The sequence below is a fragment of the Nostoc sp. 106C genome, from assembly GCF_002154725.1.
Taxonomy (GTDB): Bacteria; Cyanobacteriota; Cyanobacteriia; order Cyanobacteriales; family Nostocaceae; genus Aulosira.
Map to the genome: position 1 here is coordinate 1 of NZ_MTAW01000176.1, position 20,302 is coordinate 20,302.

Genomic DNA, 20,302 nt, shown 5'->3' on the forward strand with positions numbered 1-20,302 from the left:
ACAAATGACAAATGACAAATGACAAATGACAAATGACAAATGACAAATGACAAATAACTAATTTATGATTCACCAACCTACATCAAATTTAGATTTTAACGATTATCTTGATTGGCATTCGCTGAATGAGACTCGAACGGAATTATTACCTGAGCATTTAAAACGAGCTGTACGTCTAGCTGAATCAATTCACTTATCACAGCAACGCTGGCAAGTTTACCTTTGTGCGTTGGCAACTTTGGGATTTGAGCAATGGCTGAAGGAACGCGCACCTGAATTACAAATACACAGCGATTCTGCTTCGATTTGGCAACCAGCAACCGCAAACTTGTTAGCAGTAGCTTGTAATATTCAAGTTGGTGCTTTTAAAATTTGTGTCATCACTGCAAGCGTTTTAACTGACCAACATAGCATTCCTCATGCAGTTTTTGATATTCCTGATTTTGCTGCTCATTTCTATGTGCTGATGCAAGTTGAGGAGTCAGAACAGCAGGTTGCTATATCGGGATTTATAAACTACGAACAGTACCGTAGTTATCAACAAACAGTTAGGTTACAAATAGAGCAGGATTGGACATATACTCTACCCCAAAGTTGGTTTAATTCCGACTCTAACGCCCTACTACTAAATCTACGCTGTCTAAATCCAGATGCCATACAGCTACCTGCAAACATTCCATCAATAGAAACTAATACAGTTACAGCATTAAAACAAAAACTAGCGATAATAAAACCTCAACTGCAAAACCAATATCCTTGGGAATTACTCACAATTAACGAAGGTATAACATTACTAAGTAACCCTGACTTAATTAACTGGGTTTACAAAGCAGCAACTCCTTCTCTTGTGCAACCCCTAATCAATGTTGGTCTTTGGTTAAATAATGAAATCGATAGAGTTGCTCAAGAATTGGGTTGGATGCTGATGCCGTTACCAGCATTATCACAATTGCGTTCCTTGCGTTCCTTACAAGAAAATTTTGACCAAATTCGCGCCAGTTTAGAACAGCAAGGAGTTTATATTCCCCCATCAGCGCGGGGGGCTTACTGTGATTTAGATAGCGAACAAACTAGTTTGCGAATGTATGCAATTACCTGGGAAGTAACTGAAACACCAGATAACCCCGAATGGACATTGCTAATTGCTTTAGGTTCCCAACCACAAGTACAAATGCCAAATACCTTAACATTAGAGGTACGTGATGAAACAAAACAATTATTTGAGCAATCTTTATTAGATACCAGCCAAGGCATACTCTACGCTCAAGTTATTGGCAATTGGAACGAACGATTTTGGGTAACCATAACTGCTGATAATACTGTATTTGAAATTCCGCCCTTTGGTTTGGAGTTGAAAGGTACTTGAACAAGAAACTAATTAAACAAATAACGAACCACAGATAAACACCGATAAACACTGATAACTCTACTTTTCTCTCCTGCTCTGCGGCTCTGCGTGAGATAAAAATTAATAATTTCAATATGAAAAATAACAACTATATTTTTAATTTAAAAGTTCAAAAAATTGAGCAAATTTGTTTATTTGAACTGACTTGGGGAGAAGGTCAAAGATTAACTACACAAGTTAACTATCCCCCTGCCCTAACTCAACTATATAAAGACTGGCAACGAGTATATCTCAACTTTTATCGCTCCGACCAAATGCGCGGACGCACTGTTGATGGTGGTGTAGCTAAACTCACCATTGATTGGCACGCAGAACTTGTGAAAGCAGAAACTAAATTGATGTATGAGTTTCATCGCTGGTTACGTAGTGGCGAACTATATGAAATTCGTGCCCAAATTGCTCAAACAAGTCAGCAACTTATTAAAGAAAATACTGAAACTAACGAAGCAGTACAAATATTCCTCACCTGTGCGCCTTTAGAACTAGATCGTTTCCCTTGGGAAGCCTGGGAATTAGGTAATGAATTTGCAACTAATAATGCAATTCAATTTATTCGCACACCTTTAAATATTTCCACAGAAGCACAAGAAAAACGTCAAGGACGACCCCGCATTTTAGCAATTTTGGGTGATGATACGGGGTTGAATTTTAAAGCCGAAAAAGAGTCTCTCAAATCACTGTTGCGGATTGCTGATGTAGAGTTTGTTGGTTGGCAACCACAATACACAGCAGCGGAAGTAATTCAAAAAATCAGTGATGCAATTACGGATGAACGCGGTTGGGATGTATTATTTTTTGCTGGGCATAGTAATGAGACAGACCTGACAGGCGGCGAATTGGGGATTGCTCCTGAGATGTCGATTTCAATCAGCGAAATTGCACCACAACTCAGCACCGCGAAAAAACGCGGACTTCAGGTAGCAATTTTCAATTCATGCAGTGGCTTAAGTATTGCTGATGCGTTGATTGACTTAGGTTTTGGTCAAGTGGTAGTGATGCGAGAACCCATTCATAACAGCGTCGCCCAAGGATTTATGGTGCGATTTTTACAAGGGCTAGCAAAGCATCTTGATGTATACGAGTCTTTGACAAAAGCGCGGCAATTTCTGCGGATGGATAAAAGCCACACTTATCCCTCATCTTACTTAGTGCCTTCTCTATTCTGCCATCCGGGAGCCTCACTCTACCGCATTACGGCTTTTCGATGGCAACAATGCTTGCGTCAAAGTATACCAAATCGCTGGGAAGCGATCGCGCTCGCAGTAAGTCTCACTCTCGGCGTGCTTGTCCCGTTCCAAGAATTACTCCTAGATACACGAATACTTACTCAGTCAGTTTACCGCAACACTACAGCCCAAATACCATCGGAGGAAGCGCCCCCAGTCGCCCTAGTACAAATTGATACTGAATCAATTTACCGCGCCCAACTGCCAAATTCCCAACTTTTGCCAATGAACCGCAGCTACATAGCAAAGTTAATTGACAGGGTAAGAACTCTAAATGCTTCCGTTGTGGGTTTAGATTTTATCTTAGATACACCTCAGAAAGACCCCCCATCTGGAGATGAAGATTTAAGAAAAGCGGTGCATCGTGCTGTAGATGCAAATATGTGGTTAATTTTGGGTGCAGTTTTAGAACCTACAAGAGAAGTAGGCGCAAATGAAGCAATTGGTATAAACGAATGGGATTGGACTTTGCAAGGATATGTCGATGCTTACTCTAACCTTGTGGAATTACCAGTTGCTAATCAAGATTGTCTTAAAACTTGCCCCTTCGCATATCTGCTATCTCTTGTGCAGCTAGCTAAACAAGAAATAATCAAGTTACCGCAGCCGCAAACAGACCGAAAGAAGAATTTCCGAGCGCAACTACTGAATGTGATTCAGCAGCATCCAAACAAGGGTAACTTATCTGCGCTATGGCAATGGCGATCGCCTTTTGGTTTACAGCCAATATTAGATTACTCAATTCCGCCCAAGCAAGTTTATACCACCATTCCCGCTTGGCAGTTGATTGAAAATCCAGATATCAACAAATTCCCTTTACTTTCCAAACAGGTAGTTTTGATCGCAGTTGGTAGTGATGAACGCTTGGGGATTGCTCCCGGTACACCCGATCGCTCTCTAGCCCCAGCTGCCCTCAGTTATTGGACAAAACAAGAGTGGCTAACAGGGGGTGAAACTTTAGCATACATGATTCACCATTTTCTTAACCACCGTTTGGTAATTCCTATCCCGGATATTTGGATAATTGGAATGGCAATTATTCTCGGTAAAACCACAGTATTGATTGTTAAAAATCAGTCGCGTTTAAGCCTCAGCCGTCGTCGACAAATTATGGCAGGTGCAGTGGGTGCAGTTATTCTTTACGGTCTTGCAGGATTGCAACTATATATATCTGCCGCGATTTTACTTCCTTGGTTTTTACCCTCGTCAGTTTTCTTAGCCTACGTTTTACCAGCTACAAGGAGAAATAATCATGCATAAATTATTTAGCATTGCACTCATTCCCTTAGCGATCGCTTCCGGTGGGATCGCTAACGAACAACACATTCCTCAATCTGGATACATCATTGCTCAACAATCCACAGATTGGATTGCCACAATTTTTCAGCGTCGTCCTAAAAAACGAAATGGGGCTAGGGGGGGAACAATCTGTCCTATTGCACCTGGCTTAGTTGAAACATACATTGTTTGGAGCGATCGCCCTTTATTTTTATGGCACAGTTCAGGAACCAATCAAGCCGCGCAGTTAGTGGTTCGTGAGTACGACAGCCAAAAAGTAGTATGGCAGCAACCTGTAAATATCGCAGATCAAAAAGTTTCCTACAGTGCTCAAGAATCTTTAGAACCTGGCAAACTCTATCAATGGCAATTATCAGGAAGCCCTGAGAGTACTCCTTGGACAACATTTAAAATCATGCCTGCAAGCGATCGCCAAAAAATTCAAGCAGACTTGCAAACATTAGAGCAACAACTCAAAGCCACCAAAGCCTCTTCAGAAGAAATTGCGCTCAAAAAAGCCGATTACTTTCTCAATTACGAAATCAAACACACAACTGAATCTGGTACTTTTCACCCTTGGGCTGATGCTTTCCAGGTGCTTTACCAAGTGGACAACCCCTCATCATCCTTCATTGCTCAACGCACAAAATTTGTAACAGATGTGTGTACCCAACCACCATCATCTACAACATCGCAAGTCAAATAAAGCATGTAGTCATAAATTTTGTAGTAAGAACTTTAGTCATTCATGTTTAAGTACAAAAGTGCTTACTACAAGATTTGATGATTTTTCTACCTAAAGCTCAAATGTTCATAATATTTCTTAAACCCAAGTTTTTATGCGCAATAAATACGGAATCGATCATGCGATCGCCAGCATTCTTTTCTTCTGCCTGCTCGCCCCAGCCCAAGCTCAAATCAACCCCGACAACACCTTAGGATCAGAAAGTTCTCGCCTTACACCCAACGTTTTAATTAATGGTGTAAATGCCGACCAAATTGACGGCGGCGCTTTACGTGGAAGCAATCTTTTTCATAGTTTTAGTGAGTTTAATATTAATAATGGGCAAAGAGTGTATTTTGGCAACCCTGCCGGAGTGCAAAATATTTTAACGCGGGTCACAGGTGGACAAGGCTCAAATATTCTCGGCACCTTAGGAGTTAATGGCATTGCCAATTTATTTTTAATTAATCCCAATGGCATTTTATTTGGGCAAAATGCACGGTTAGATGTGCGCGGTTCCTTTGTAGGGACTACCGCCAATGCTGTGCAATTTGGTAATCAAGGAATTTTTAGCGCTACAAATCCCCAAGCAGCACCTTTATTAACTATTAATCCTTCAGCGTTGCTGTTTAATCAAATTAATCAAAAGGCAGCGATTCAAAATAATTCAATGGGGTTAAGGGTTCCAGATGGCAAGAGTTTGCTGCTGGTGGGTGGTAATGTCAGCATGGATGGCGGACAACTAAATGCTTATGGCGGACGAGTTGAGTTGGGAGGGTTAGCGGAATCTGGAAATATCAATCTTGTCTTAGATGGGGATAATTTGAGCTTGGGATTCCCGGAGAATATAACTCGTGCAAATGTATCCCTTACTAATCATGCACTTGTATCTGTAAATGGTGCTGGGGGCGGTAATATTGCAGTCAATGCCCGAAATATAGAAATTTTGGGAGGAAGTTTGCTATCTGCTGGTATTGGGCAAGGTTTTGGGACACCGGAAACGGTTGTAGGAGATATTATCCTGAATGCCACAGAAGAAATGGCGATCTCTGGTAGCACAATTAGCAATTTTCTGCCTTCAGGAGCGAAAGGCAATGCAGGTAATATTACCATCAATGCTGATGATTTCTCATTACGAGACAGCGCTTACCTTACAGCCTCAACTTATGGACAGGGGAATGCAGGGAATGTGACAGTGGTGGCAAAAGATGCTGTCTCCATTGCAAATAACGCTTACATCTTCAGCAGAGTAGAGGCAGGGGGTGTCGGTCAGGCTGGTAATATTACTATCGATGCTGGTAATTTCTCATTACGAGACACCGCTGGACTTACAGCCGCAACTTTTGGACGGGGGAATGCGGGGAATGTGACAGTGACGGCAAAAGATGCTGTCTCCATTGCAAATAACGCTTCCATCTTAAGCACAGTCGAAGCAGGGGGTGTCGGTCAGGGTGGGAATATCGACATCAATGCTGCCACCCTATCACTATTTGATGGCGCTCAACTGCAAACCATTACTCGTGGTGCACCTGTAAATCAGCCACCTGGTAAAAACCAGCCACCAGGGCGGGGGGACGCAGGGAATGTCAATGTCAAAGTTACAGGTATTGTTGATATTGCTGGCAGCAATAATGATCTTCCCAGTACTATTAGCAGCAGAGTGGAGACAGGGACAGTTGGTAATGGGGGTAATATTACCATCGATGCAGGTGATTTCTCATTACGAGACGGCGCTAAACTTGAAGCTTCAACTTTAGGACAGGGGAATGCGGGGAATGTGACAGTGGCGGCAAAAAATGCTGTCTCCATTGCAAATAACGCTTACATCTACAGCAGAGTAGAACCTGGGGGTGTCGGTCAGGCTGGTAATATCACTATCGATGCTGGTAATTTCTCATTACGAGACGGCGCTAAACTTGAAGCCTCAACTTTTGGACGGGGGAATGCAGGCATAATCAAAGTTAATGCTACTGATTTCTCATTACGAGACAACGCTTTGCTTGTAGCCTCAACTTATGGACAAGGGAACGCGGGGAATGTGATAGTGGCTGCAAAAAATGGTGTCTCTGCAAATAACGCTTACATCTATAGCAGAGTAGAACCTGGGGGTGTCGGTCAGGCTGGTAATATCACTATCGATGCTGCCACCCTATCACTATTTGATGGCGCTCAACTGCAAACCATTACTAGTGGTGCATTTAACGACCAGCCACCAGGGCGGGGGAACGCAGGGAATGTCAATGTCAAAGTTACAGGTATTGTTGATATTGCTGGGCAGAAAAATGGTCTTCCCAGCGGTATTCTCAGCAGCGTCGGTATAGGGACAGTTGGTAATGGGGGTGATATTACCATCGATGCTGATGATTTCTCATTACGAGACGGCGCTTTCCTTACAGCCTCAACTTTTGGACAGGGGAATGCAGGCATAATCAAAGTTAATGCTACTGATTTCTCATTACGAGACGGCGCTAAACTTGAAGCCTCAACTTATGGACAGGGGAATGCAGGGAATGTGACAGTGACTGCAAAAGATGCTGTCTCGATTGCAAATAACGCTTACATCTTCAGCAGAGTAGAAACAGGGGGTGTCGGTCAGGGTGGTAATATTACTATCGATGCTGGTAATTTCTCATTACGAGATGGCGCTGAACTTACAACCGCAACTTTTGGACAGGGGAATGCAGGCATAATCAAAGTTAATGCGACTGATTTCTCATTACGAGACGACGCTTTGCTTGAAGCCTCAACTTATAGACAAGGGAATGCGGGGAATGTGACAGTGGCTGCAAAAAATGCTGTCTCCATTGCAAATAACGCTTCCATCTTCAGCAGAGTAGAAGCAGGGGGTGTCGGTCAGGGTGGGAATATCGACATCAATGCTGCCAGCCTATCACTATTGGATGGCGCTCAACTGCAAACCATTACTAGTGGTGCATTTAAAGACCAGCCAGCTGGGTGGGGGGACGCAGGGAATGTCAATATCAAAGTTACAGGTATTGTTGATATTGCTGGGACAAAAATTGTTGATATTGCTGGCAAGAAAACTGTTCTTCCCAGTGGTATTAGCAGCAGCGTGCAGACAGGGACAGTTGGTAATGGCGGTAATATTACCATCGATGCTGGTAATTTCTCATTACGAGACGGCGCTTTGCTTGTAGCCTCAACTTATCGACAAGGGAATGCGGGGAATGTGACAGTGACTGCAAAAGATGCTGTCTCGATTGCAAATAACGCTTACATCTTCAGCAGAGTAGAAACAGGGGGTGTCGGTCAGGGTGGGAATATTACTATCGATGCTGGTAATTTCTCATTACGAGACACCGCTGGACTTACAACCGCAACTTTTGGACCGGGGAATGCGGGGAATGTGACAGTGGCAGTAAAAGATGCTGTCTCCATTACAAATAACGCTTCTATCTTAAGCACAGTCGAAGCAGGGGGTATAGGTCAGGGTGGGAATATCGACATCAATGCTGCCAGCCTATCACTATTAAATGGCGCTCAACTGCAAACCATTACTCGTGGTGCATCCCAAACCCAGCCAGCTGGGCGGGGGGACGCAGGGAATATCAATGTCAAAGTTACAGGTATTGTTGATATTGCTGGCAGCAAAAATAGTCTTCCCAGTACTATTAGCAGCAGAGTGGAGACAGGGACAGTTGGTAATGGGGGTAATATTACCATCAATGCAGGTGATTTCTTATTACGAGACAGCGCTAAACTTGAAGCCTCAACTTTAGGACAAGGGAATGCGGGGAATGTGACAGTGGCGGCAAAAAATGCTGTCTCCGCAAATAACGCTTCCATCTTAAGCACAGTCGAAGCAGGGGGTATAGGTCAGGGTGGTAATATTACTATCGATGCTGCCACCCTATCACTATTTGATGGTGCTCAACTGCAAACCATTACTCGTGGTGCACCTGAAAATCAACCATCTGGTGAAAACCTGCCAGCTGGGAGGGGGGACGCAGGGAATGTCAATGTCAAAGTTACAGGTATTGTTGATATTGCTGGCAGCAATAATGGTTTTCCCAGTCGTATTAGCAGCAGCGTGGAGAAAGAGACAGTTGGTAATGGCGGTAATATTACCATCGATGCAGGTGATTTCTCATTACAAGACGGCGCTCAACTTCTCGCCTCAACTTTTGGACAGGGGAATGCGGGGAATGTGACAGTGGCTGCAAAAGATGCTGTCGCCATTGCAAATAACGCTTACATCTTCAGCAGAGTAGAAGCAGGGGGTGTCGGTCAGGGTGGGAATATTACTATCGATGCTGGTAATTTCTCATTACGAGACACCGCTGGACTTACAACCGCAACTTTTGGACCGGGGAATGCGGGGAATGTGACAGTGGCAGTAAAAGATGCTGTCTCCATTACAAATAACGCTTCTATCTTAAGCACAGTCGAAGCAGGGGGTATAGGTCAGGGTGGGAATATCGACATCAATGCTGCCAGCCTATCACTACTAAATGGCGCTCAACTGCAAACCATTACTCGTGGTGCATCCCAAACCCAGCCAGCTGGGCGGGGGGACGCAGGGAATGTCAATGTCAAAGTTACAGGTATTGTTGATATTGCTGGCAGCAATAGTGATCTTCCCAGTCGTATTAGCAGCAGCGTGGAGACAGGGACAGTTGGTAATGGGGGTGATATTACCATTGATACTGATGATTTCTTATTACGAGACGGCGCTCAAGTTCTAGCCTCAACTTTTGGACAGGGGAATGCAGGCATAATCAAAGTTAATGCTACTGATTTTTTCACCATTTCTAGCACAAGTTTTAACCTTAACAGTGGCTTGTTCGTTAACTCCGAAAGTCCTACGGGTACTGCTGGAGATATTATTGTCACCTCACCTAAAGTTACCCTAGATAACAGTGGCACTCTCAAGGCCGAATCTACATCCGGTAATGGTGGTAACATCAACCTCAACAGCGGCTTACTCTTACTCCGTCGTGGTGCCCAAATTTCCACCAACGCAGGTAAAGCCGAAACAGGTGGAGATGGCGGTAATATCAGCATCAATTCACCCTTCATCGCCGCTGTACCCAACGAAAACAGCGACATTACTGCCAATGCCTTTACTGGTAAAGGTGGTAATGTTAGCATCACTACCCAAGGTATTTTCGGCATTCAAGCACGGGAGCAACTTACGCCTTTTAGCGATATCACCGCAAGTTCTGAATTAGGCGTACAGGGACAAATCACGATCGCTCAACCACAAGTCCAACCTCCACAAAAACTCATCGAACTACCTACAGGATTGGTTGACGCTAGTACAAAATTTGCCCAAATTTGCCCCAGAGATCGCAACGCTAAACCGTTGGGTAGCTTTGTTGTAACTGGACGCGGTAGTTTACCGCCCAATTCCTTTGAACCATTGACGGGTACAACTAGCCTCAGTCCTTTAGCCAGTTTGGATGGGGAAAGTTTCAGTAATGTATCGAATGCATCCCCAATGATAAATCTGCCGCCTACTTCTCAAGTTGTTGAGGCGCAGGGTTTAGTGAAAACTGCTGACGGTAATATTATGTTGGTTGCCGAAGCACCCAAAGCAACACCTGCTGCTACTAGTAGTTCTGCAATGTGTCCAGTAGCTCAGTAAATAAAATTTTTTTATCTCACGCAGAGGCGCAAAGGCGCAGAGGGGAGTATGAAGAGAATTAAAAAGTTTGTGGTGTTGATGGCGATCGCTTTTATATTATGCATGACATCGCCTGGGTTAGCGCAAGTGACAAATATTGCTCAATTTCCTAGTATATCTGTAGAACAGCAGGCGCGAAATTCATACACTAAAGGTGAGTTTGCAGAGGCGGCGCAGTTATTTCAACAAGCAGCGCAGGGTTATCAAGCCGCTAAAGATCCGATTCATCAAGCGCTAAGTTTAAGTAATCTGTCGCTGTGTTATCAACAGTTAGGACAGTGGGATAATGCGAACCGCGCAATTACCGAAAGTATTGCGCTATTAAATACTATAAAAGAAACAAAGCCGGAGAAATCGTTGGCGTTAGCTCAAGCGCTGGATATTCAAGGCGGGTTACAATTAGCACGCGGTCAAGCGGAGGCGGCTTTGAAATCTTGGGAAGCTGCGACATCTTTATATACTCAGTTGCAAAAACCAAATAAGGTGCTGACGAGTCAAACTAACCAAGCACAGGCTTTCCAAAATATAGGTCTTTATAAAAAAGCAATTTCTCTACTGCAAACGGCGTTAAAGTTACCGCAGATTTCTACTACCAATACTGAACAACTCAAACCATTAATAGAAACAGTGGCTGCAACACCAGAAACAGCAACAGCGTTGCAAACTTTGGGTGAGTCGCTGCGAGTTGTGGGCAATTTCCCCCAAGCTAATTTAATTTTGGAACGCAGTCTAGCGATCGCCAATCAGTTAAAATTACCCGAAATCATCACGTTGACGCAACTTAGTCTCGGTAATATTGCCCGCAGTCAAATCAATAATACTAACAATACTGAGATTAAAACCCAATCTACTCAAAATGCGTTGAATTTCTATCAACAAGCTGCTGCCTCTGCACCACTAAATTTAAAGGTGCAAGCACAAGTCAATCATCTCAGTTTGCTGGTTAAGACTTTTCAACTAGATGCAGCAAAAACTTTGTTAGCACAGCTACAACAAGAAATTGCGACATTACCACCGAGTCGTAGTGCGATCGCATCTCGGCTAAATCTGGCGCAAACATTGATACAAATGCAAACGCAAGGTATAGGGCAGACTTCTTGGGAAGAAATTGCCAAACTCCTGGAAATAGCGGTTCAGCAAGCTAAAGATTTAGGAGATGTACGGTTACAAGCTGATGCACTGGGTAGCTTAGGTAAAGTTTCTGAACATACACAACAGTGGACAGAGGCGGAAAACTTAACGCAACAAGCTGTGCAATTAGCGCAACAAATCAACGCCGGGGATATCGCCTATCGTTGGCAATGGCAATTAGGTAGAGTGTTGAAAGCGCAAGGGAAAACAGAAAGTGCGATCGCAGCCTATAAGGAAGCCGTTGGTACAATTAAATCTCTGCGTGCAGACTTAGCCGCAGCCAGTCCCGATGTGCAATTTTCCTTCCGCGAAGCAGTTGAACCAATTCATCGTGAACTCGTTGGCTTGTTAGTGGAATCCAATCAAAAAGATAATTTGAAAACAGCGCGAGATGTCATTGAAGGGTTGCAATTAGTCGAACTAGATAACTTCTTCCGCGAAGCTTGTCTGAACGGGAACCCTGCACAAGTAGATCAGGTTGATACAAAAGCCGCAGTAATTTATCCGATTATTCTCGAAAATCAATTGGCGATTATTGTCAGCTTACCAAAGTCCCAAAATAAAGCCGACACAAAAGATGAGCGTGATTTTCGCTACTATAAAACACTTATCAGCCGCCAAGAAATTGAGAACCTGGCAAGTAGGCTAGGAGAAGATTTAAAGCAATCAACAGCTTCTGATTTGACGCGGCTCCAACTGAAAACGATGTATAATTGGGTACTGCGTCCTGAAGCAAAAGACCTAGCCGCGAGTCAGGTAGACACATTGGTATTTGTTTTAGATGGGGTTTTGCGGAACATTCCTATGGCGGCACTACATGATGGTCAACAATTCCTCGTGGAAAAATACAGCATTGCCCTCACACCCGGATTACAATTATTAGCACCGCGATCGCTCAAACAAGAACGCTTAGGAGTCTTAGTAGCTGGACTTAGTGAAGCTCGCTCTGGATTTACTGCCCTACCCAATGTCCAGAAAGAAGTACAAAAAATCGAATCGGAACTGCCTTCTCAAGTTCTATTTAACCGGAACTTTACAAATTCTGCCTTTCAAAACAAAATTTCCGCCGTTTCCTACCCGATTGTCCATTTGGCAACCCACGGTAAATTTAGTTCTCAAGCGGATGAAACATTTATTCTCACCTGGGATGACAAAATCAAAGTAAATCAACTCAGTAGTGTACTAAGAACAGTCGAAATATCACGAAAAAACTCCCTTGAACTTCTTGTATTGAGTGCTTGTGAAACTGCATTTGGTGATAATCGCTCCGCCTTGGGACTAGCAGGCGTAGCAGTACGTTCTGGTGCTAGGAGTACTGTAGCAACGCTGTGGCGTGTTGATGATGAAGCTACAGCAACACTAATGAGCCAGTTTTATGACCAACTAGTACAAGCAAATCGAACTGGTAGCACCAAAGCAGAAGCTTTAAGGCGTGCCCAACTTGCCATCTTAAAGAACCCAGAATATAAATCACCATACTACTGGGCACCTTACGTGTTATTAGGAAATTGGATCTAGGTTGAGCATGAGGGGCAGAGGGGCAGGGGGGAGAAAATGCAACCCGATGCATTAACAATACAACCCGGCGTGTTAACAATACAAGTCGGCGCATTAACAATACAAGTCGGCGCGTTAACAATACAAGTCGGCGCGTTAACAATACAAGTCGGCGCGTTAACAATACAAGTCGACGCGTTAACAATACAAGTCGGCGCGTTAACAATACAAGTCGGCGCATTAACAATACAAGTCGGCGCGTTAACAATACAAGTCGGCGCGTTAACAATACAAGTCGGCGCGTTAACAATACAAGTCGATGCATGAACAATACAAGTCGGCGCGTTAACAATACAACCCGGCGCGTTAACAATACAAGCCGATGCATTAACAATGCACGCTAATATTTCTGAACTGAAGGGATGAAAGAACGCGAGAAAATGCCCAATGCCCCATGCCCAATGCCCAATACCCAATGAATTGCATAAGTATTCCCCGCCTAGAAATATAGGGAATTAGCTGGAAGTTATGGAGAGAGTACCTTGGTAGAAGAACTTTACACACCCGAACAACTTGCTCAAATGCATAACTCTTTGTGGCAATGCGTCTTGCAATTTGCCGACCTCTCAGCAGCACAAGAACGCAACCGCATTGCGCGAGACTTGCATGATTCTGTTGGTCATGCCCTCACCGGACTGAACTTTCAATTACAAACTGCGATGAAACTGTGCAAACTCGATCCCAATCAAGCACAAGAGTTTCTGACTGAAGCCCATCGCTTAGTGGCGATCGCAACTCAAGAAGTCCGCCAATCTGTGAAAGCCTTACGCAACGATCCACTTGCAGCCCAGTCTCTAGAAAAGCTAATAGAATCTTTAGTGCATGATTTTCATCAGACAACTGCCATCTTACCTGAAGTTGAGATAAATTTACCCATTCCCTTATCACCACACTTAACCGCCCCACTTTATCGAATTATCCAAGAAGCACTGAACAATATTCATAAATATGCTCAAGCAACAACAGTACAAATTCATCTCTGCACAACATCAACAGAGGTGTACTTAACAATTAAAGATAATGGTCGGGGCTTCGATACTGGTAAAGTCTCAGGTGGTTATGGACTGCGGGGAATGCAAGAGAGGGTTGCAGTTTTACAAGGTCATTTCCAACTAGAATCGCACCTAGGAAAGGGTTGTTACATTACTGTTAAAATTCCTATGCAGATATCTCATATATCTGAGATACCTAAGATTTCAGAGTTATCAAATCTATCTGTAACATCAGAAATACCCTTTCCTCAAGAATCTGTTTCACTTAGCCAACCTCAGCCAGTCATAATTGGTGAATGGCAACCTTTGAATCTAGATGAATGGCAAGGCTTTTAATTAAGTAGAAGGCAGAAGGGAAAAGCCAGTTGCTATCAGGGTTTTAAACTTTTGTAGTTTACATTTAATCATGTCCATCTACTTACCAATAAATTAAGCTAATTGACAAAAAAAGGGACATCAGAAGACGGGATGCGACATAAAAGCAGGACTTTCGCGATAGTTGAGTAATATCCAACTAAAGTCTTACAACTTTTGTATGGCTAAAATTGGATACTCACAGACTTTTTATTGATGATATCAATTTCATCCAAACTAAAGTAGTAAAATCACAATAACAGATAGTCAAACAATTAAAATAACGCTTTAATGATGGATGTACCATTCATTGTTTCAGTAAAGCGGCAAGATTATGATTATTGTTATTTTGTTAGCAATAAGTTATTTAATTCTAGTTTGGCAATTAATAAATACTCTAAATTTACACAGATACAGCTATCACCAATTGCTATTAATTGGAGAAAAAAACTATGAATTAATTAATTTCTATAAAACCTTGGGTCAGTCGATCATGGCTTTAAATATCCAACTGCAAGTTGCACAAAAGTTGTGGGAAATCAACCCTATACAAACACAAGAATCCGTATCTCAAGCTTACCAATTAAGTAGTGACATCATGCAAGAATTACGGCAAGTTGTCAGAATTATGAATACTGTAGATTGGGTTGGGCATTCATATAGCACCGCCCACCAAAACCTGGATATGTTGGGCAACGCAGTGGCTCCAAAATCTAAAATCCAAAATCTAAAATTTTATGATTCGCATATTACTTGTAGATGACCAAAGTTTAATTCGCCAAGGTCTCAAAGCTATGCTGAGCTTAGAATCAGACCTAGAAATTATAGGTATGGCAGAAAACGGAGAAGAAGCTGTCACACAAGTTGAAACATTACAACCAGATATTGTATTAATGGACGTGCGGATGCCAGTTATGAATGGCGCTACCGCTACCCGCATCATTTGCGAAAAATATCCTAACACTAAAGTTTTGGTTTTAAGTACTTACGATGATGACTACGATGTTAGTGAAGCAATTCGCGCTGGGGCGAAAGGTTATCTTTTAAAAGATATGCCTTCAGAAGAACTTGTTAATGCTATTCGCAGTATTAATCGGGGATATGCACAACTCGCACCTGGCCTTTTAGAACGAGTTGTAATAAAGAAATCACCCCAGCCGAGTCAAGCTGAATCTGTTCCCCCAGCATTAGCTTTATTGACACGTAGAGAATTAGATGTTGCGCGTTTAGTGGCAATCGGCGCAACAAATCTAGAAATTGCAGAAAAACTATTTATAACAGAAAGCACAGTTAAAACGCATATTAACAGCATTTTTAATCGTCTTAATATTAAAAATCGATCGCAACTAGCAATTTATGCGAATTCTGATTGTTTACCTAACCTGAGTTCGGGATAAGAAATCCTCAAAACCCCTGATTTCTCGTTGTTCGGTCTGAAGCTCTGTTTTAATCGGTTCTCAATAAGGCATATTGTTGATATTTGTCTCATTTGTGAGCCTTATTGACAAAATGATTCCACTTTAATTGCTTCTTTCATCACTTAGAGCTTTGCTTAATCCTTACAGAATCAGCTTTTTAGCTTCTGTCTTAACCCGAACTCAGGTTATCTATGGTTCCGCATCTGGTGGTGTTCAAGAAGGAGATACCCCAGTTAAAGCAAAAACTGCTTTAGTGGCACAATTGAGAGAAGCGATCGCAGAAACTACAACATTCTGTACCCAAAAAGGCATTGATTTTGCTGTCCTTAACTCAGCACAAGGTTTTGCACGCACCAAGGTTACGTTTATTACCTGCGTAATGCTTGTAAATAATTTCTGGAGAGTTACCAACCCAGCTTCCTACATCCTTCGCATCAATATCAGCTTCCAGGCAAAGAGTAATAAAAGTGTGTCTGCATTGGTAAGGTTTGCGATAGTCACTGACTACACCCTGTTTTACAAGTTGAGTTACGATTCCATCGATATGTGTTCCACGCTGATTTTTGTAACCTTTCCAAGCATGATTGAGAAAATCTCCAAAGTCTACTATGCCGCCTTTCTTGCTTCTAAAGATAAAATCATCTGGGTTACAGTTCTCAGGCTTGATAGAGTTTAAAATTTCACGTTGCTGATGATTAATAGGAAAACGTCTTTGGCTTTGGGTTTTTAATCCATCTTTGAGGGCTAACCCTTTAGTACTGATGGTAATTGCTTGCTCAAAAGTAATGTATTTATCACTGATATGCTTCCATTGTAGGGCGATCGCTTCTGATGGTCTGCACCCAGTAAAAAATAAGAATTTTACTAAAGGAGCATAGTAGCTGTAGAGTTTGCTCTCCTCAAATGCCTTAATTATGCTCTCCCGTTCTTCCTTAGTAAAGGGATTAATTTCATACTCTGCCGATTCTGACTTCGGTATCTGAATATCTTTTGCCATACTTTGGAAGGGATTGGATTCAATTAGCTGACTCTTGAGTGCCCAATCACAGCAGGCATTTATATTTGTCAAAGTACGTTTAGCTGCATTGGGACTAAGATTTGCAAGTAAATAGTCTCGAATTGCGATCGCATCATCCAAGTTCTTTGTTGGTAACTTAGCAATATGATTGCGGTACTTGCGATAGTCAACGGCATAAGTCGAAGGACTAACCTGTGGTTTTTTAAACTCAGTGTATTTTTCCCATAATTGTCCCAAGTCAAATTGAGGGGTAGCTGAAGGTGGAACTGAGGTAATTGGGGTAACAGTAGTTAATGATGCTGCTGGTTTGTACTTAACCAAACTGGCATCAAACTCACCATAATCAATATCCCTCTGGATTTTTGCCGCTAAAGTAGATGCCTGATGTCTTCCTAAAGGCGTATCATACTGCCCTGCTGAAACGTAGAAACGCTTGGTTTGTAGCTCTCCCGTCGGCGTAATAATAGGATGAGAAAAAACTAATTGGAGTCTGCCGTTAGAGTTTTTGATCTGCACTGAACCGCGATGGGCAATACTTTCGGATTTGTCAGGTTTCATAAGGTTAATTAACTGGGGTAAAAACCTTTATCCTTTCACTTTACCCCAGTTTTACCCCAGAAACGCCCATTGGGGTAAACACCTCTACCTTACATTTTTACTCCAGTTTTACCCCAGTTCTTTACCCAAACTACCCAAAATAACCCCAAAAATCTCTAAAGGCTTGCTTTGTAAGCACTTTAACGCACAATAAAAAAGGGCTTGAAAGCCCTGAAATACTTGACATTGTCAATGTACAACAACAAAGGCGGCACCCGGATTTGAACCGGGGGATGGAGGTTTTGCAGACCTCTGCCTTACCACTTGGCTATGCCGCCATATTTGCGATTACTCATCGTAGCAGGATTTTATCTAAAATAACATCCTTTCTTTGAAGAAATTTCCGAATTGGATCTCGATTAAGTCTTTGTACTTAGAGATATCATAGTGTTTGCTATCTCCTAAATCTTTGAAAGTCAGCGATAAATACTTAGTTTTTGGTCATCAGAAAATGCATAATTAGGGTTATCTTTCGCTTAAAAGCCGATATCAATAAAGCTTTTGCTCAAGACGATTATAAATAATGAGTAATGAGTCTCAACCCATTACCCTTGATTTTTTATACTTTCACTTCATCAGCAAAACTGCTCCACCTCACAAACCGAAATGGCCCAGCAACTGAACCCCACAGATGTTCATCTGTTTCTGGATCTCTTCCGCGATCCAGGCTAATAAATTTCTCTTCATTAATTTCAAATTCACTATCGAGATAGGTTTTTTGCCCTTTGCGAAAGACGATGCAGCCTTTACCGGGTTCAACCTTACCTTTGAAACTGTTGCCAGTCCACTCTACAATCATGGTACAGCCTGGTAAATTTTCTAGGTCATCGCTTTTTAAAGTGGCGAGTTTTTGCAGATTGCGGGAAGCACCGTAAAAATTTTTTTCTTCCTTAACATTGTAATTTTCAATTTGAATGCGATCGCCTGCGTTTACTAAGTTCAATACCCGTACACGATAGGGGTCATTAAGCGCATAGTCATAAGCTTGTTCAAGAAACAAACTCACTCCTGATAAAAATTCTAAAGGCAGGGGACGCATACACACGCGAATATGAGCATAAAAAGGGGGGTTTTCAAAAGCTTGTTCTTGATTGCTAAAATCAGCTGCCATCCAGCGAGCTAAGGTAGCAATGTCTGTAGAGTGAGTCATTACAAATAATCAAATAGTTGCTGGAAAATCCTCTTGAAGTATTGTAAAGCTTGTTGTGCTTGATCTTACCCTTTCTGAGGGCAGGGATTTTGGAGTAGTTGTTTAGTTGTCATTTCTTCCTTCTCTTTCCAGCCTCTAGCGATAATAAATGGTGTACGGGGATAATTACCATTGTTTTATGCGTCCAACAAATTGGCTAAGGTTATTGGGTAAGGGGTTATTGCTGGCGTGTAAGCTTAATCACCAATGTCAATTGCCTAATTACCACTAATGTAAACTCCTCAGAGTAAAGTACCTATGCTACATCGCTTAAGTGTGATTATTACTACTGTTCTATTCTGGCAGTTTAGCTGTTCGTTGACGCTGGCAGAGAGCCAAAAGCCAAAACAGCCAGATAAATTTCCTCCTAGCCCACTAGAGAAAATTACTCCCGATCCATTACTATCACCTTTGGTCGATCCACAAAAGTTAACTCCCTCACAACTGCAACAGTTAGCACCGCAAATAGATCAGTTAAACGAAGCGGCTGCGGCTAAATTAGAAGCTGGAGATCAGGTGGCTGCGTTTGAGATCTGGAACCGAGAACTACGTTTGCGCCGTTTATATGGTTCATTACCTGAGGTACAAGCATTATCACGAGTGGGTGCGATCGCTTTTAATCAAAACAATCGCGAAGAGGTACAATACATCACTGAACGCTTGCAGGCTGTTCAAAAGCAGACACTATCTCAGCCACTAATTGATTTACAACTGTTGCGATCGCTAGGTGAAGCTTATCAAAAAGTGCGATCGCCGAAACTCGCTTTGGAAATTTATGAGCGAGTTTTAGCAACAGTGCGACAGCAAAAAGATGCAGCCGCAGTTGTAGATACTCTCAAAACGATGGGAGAAATACATCTAGCTTGGTTCGATTATCCTAAAGCCGCAGCTACCTACCAAGAATTATTGAGTTTAGCCACTGCCAACGGCAATCGCTTAAATGAGGTAGCATACTTGCAAGAGCTAGCTTATATTTACGAACAGGCAAAAGAACCCCAACAATCGATAAATATATTGAGCAAGCTAGCAGAAATTTACGTCAGTGAAAATAATACGACTCCATTACCAAAATTAAAACTAGCGATCGCCTCAAATTACCAATTATTAGCCAAGGAAAAACCTAGTTTACTAGCAGAAGCATTTAAAAACTATCAAGAAGCTTATACTACTGCTTGGGAATTGGAGCAGTATGTTGATGCTGGGGAAGCTTTACAGCAGTTAATCGCACTGTACCGTTCTCAAGGACAAATAGACGATGCTTTACAAACTAGCCAAATTTTAATAGAGGCGCAGACAAAAGCTGCTAACTTTTACGGAATGATGCAAGCCTACGATCAAATGGGACAAATTTATCTAGAACGCAAACAGAATCCTCAAGCGTTAGCAGCGTTTCAAAAAGGATTAGAGTTAGCACAACAACTTAAGTATGATGAAAGCTACTTTGCTCAACAAATTGAAAAGCTATCAAAAGCAAATTTGTAATTCATACAGCGTATTTCAGGTAAATGAGGTACGCGAGTAGGGGCATGGCACATACGTGTCAACTTAAGCTAAAAATAGCCTCTGTCTTAGCTTTGCCATCCGCCTGAGAATTCATTCTCAGGCTAATAGTCCAAGTCTACTGAAGTAGACTCAAGATCTTGAGGATATTTATACCAAATCAAATAATGTTTGCGACACATCAATAATATTCTAGAGGTCACGGCACTGCCCAGTGGTGTCAACTTAACGTGAAACCTGCTCTTGTGCAAGGTTTCGCCCTC

General features: G+C 42.3%; 12 protein-coding genes and 1 tRNA gene. 10 read left to right on the top strand and 3 right to left on the bottom strand.

Annotated features, from left to right (window positions below; all coding sequences use genetic code 11):
- Nucleotides 1-64: 64 nt before the first annotated feature.
- From BV375_RS26285 to BV375_RS26325, 9 genes are all read left to right on the top strand, one after another.
- Entirely contained in the window at nt 65-1,366 is a 1,302-nt protein-coding gene (locus BV375_RS26285; protein WP_086765937.1) for a DUF1822 family protein, read from the top strand.
- Nucleotides 1,367-1,482: 116 nt separating this feature from the next.
- Nucleotides 1,483-3,894, top strand: coding sequence for a CHASE2 domain-containing protein (locus BV375_RS26290; RefSeq protein WP_086765939.1), 2,412 nt, complete (start codon nt 1,483-1,485; stop codon nt 3,892-3,894).
- Nucleotides 3,887-4,618 (top strand): hypothetical protein, encoded by a 732-nt coding sequence (locus tag BV375_RS26295; protein WP_086765942.1) that lies wholly within the window; start codon nt 3,887-3,889, stop codon nt 4,616-4,618. Before BV375_RS26290 ends, BV375_RS26295 begins: the two co-directional genes overlap by 8 nt.
- A gap of 133 nt (nt 4,619-4,751) precedes the next feature.
- On the top strand, nt 4,752-10,244 hold the full coding sequence (locus BV375_RS26300; protein ID WP_086765944.1) for a filamentous hemagglutinin N-terminal domain-containing protein: 5,493 nt from the start codon (nt 4,752-4,754) through the stop codon (nt 10,242-10,244).
- Nucleotides 10,245-10,292: 48 nt separating this feature from the next.
- Nucleotides 10,293-12,932 carry a CHAT domain-containing protein gene (locus BV375_RS26305; protein ID WP_243714061.1) on the top strand — a complete coding sequence of 880 codons (2,640 nt, stop codon included), beginning with the start codon at nt 10,293-10,295 and terminating at the stop codon, nt 12,930-12,932.
- A 36-nt stretch (nt 12,933-12,968) separates the two neighbouring features.
- Complete coding sequence (locus BV375_RS26310) at nt 12,969-13,238, top strand: hypothetical protein (RefSeq protein WP_243714062.1); 270 nt, start codon at nt 12,969-12,971, stop codon at nt 13,236-13,238.
- Between the two features lie 215 nt (nt 13,239-13,453).
- On the top strand, nt 13,454-14,299 hold the full coding sequence (locus BV375_RS26315; RefSeq protein WP_086765946.1) for a sensor histidine kinase: 846 nt from the start codon (nt 13,454-13,456) through the stop codon (nt 14,297-14,299).
- 352 nt (nt 14,300-14,651) lie between these two features.
- A complete protein-coding gene (locus tag BV375_RS26320; RefSeq protein WP_086765948.1) occupies nt 14,652-15,080 on the top strand; it encodes a histidine kinase dimerization/phosphoacceptor domain-containing protein in 429 nt (142 codons plus the stop codon).
- Complete coding sequence (locus BV375_RS26325) at nt 15,055-15,714, top strand: response regulator transcription factor (protein WP_086765950.1); 660 nt, start codon at nt 15,055-15,057, stop codon at nt 15,712-15,714. The genes BV375_RS26320 and BV375_RS26325 overlap by 26 nt, the downstream gene beginning before the upstream one ends.
- Nucleotides 15,715-16,066: 352 nt before the next feature.
- Here the strand turns inward: BV375_RS26325 and BV375_RS26330 are convergent, their stop codons facing one another.
- From BV375_RS26330 to BV375_RS26340, 3 genes are all read right to left on the bottom strand, one after another.
- Entirely contained in the window at nt 16,067-17,311 is a 1,245-nt protein-coding gene (locus BV375_RS26330; RefSeq protein WP_086765952.1) for a site-specific integrase, read from the bottom strand.
- Between the two features lie 245 nt (nt 17,312-17,556).
- A tRNA-Cys gene (locus BV375_RS26335) sits at nt 17,557-17,628 on the bottom strand.
- A 281-nt stretch (nt 17,629-17,909) separates the two neighbouring features.
- Nucleotides 17,910-18,500 carry a chromophore lyase CpcT/CpeT gene (locus BV375_RS26340; protein WP_086765954.1) on the bottom strand — a complete coding sequence of 197 codons (591 nt, stop codon included), beginning with the start codon at nt 18,498-18,500 and terminating at the stop codon, nt 17,910-17,912.
- 297 nt (nt 18,501-18,797) lie between these two features.
- Between BV375_RS26340 and BV375_RS26345 the strand changes: the two genes are divergently transcribed.
- Nucleotides 18,798-20,021 carry a tetratricopeptide repeat protein gene (locus tag BV375_RS26345; protein ID WP_086765956.1) on the top strand — a complete coding sequence of 408 codons (1,224 nt, stop codon included), beginning with the start codon at nt 18,798-18,800 and terminating at the stop codon, nt 20,019-20,021.
- Nucleotides 20,022-20,302 lie beyond the last annotated feature (281 nt).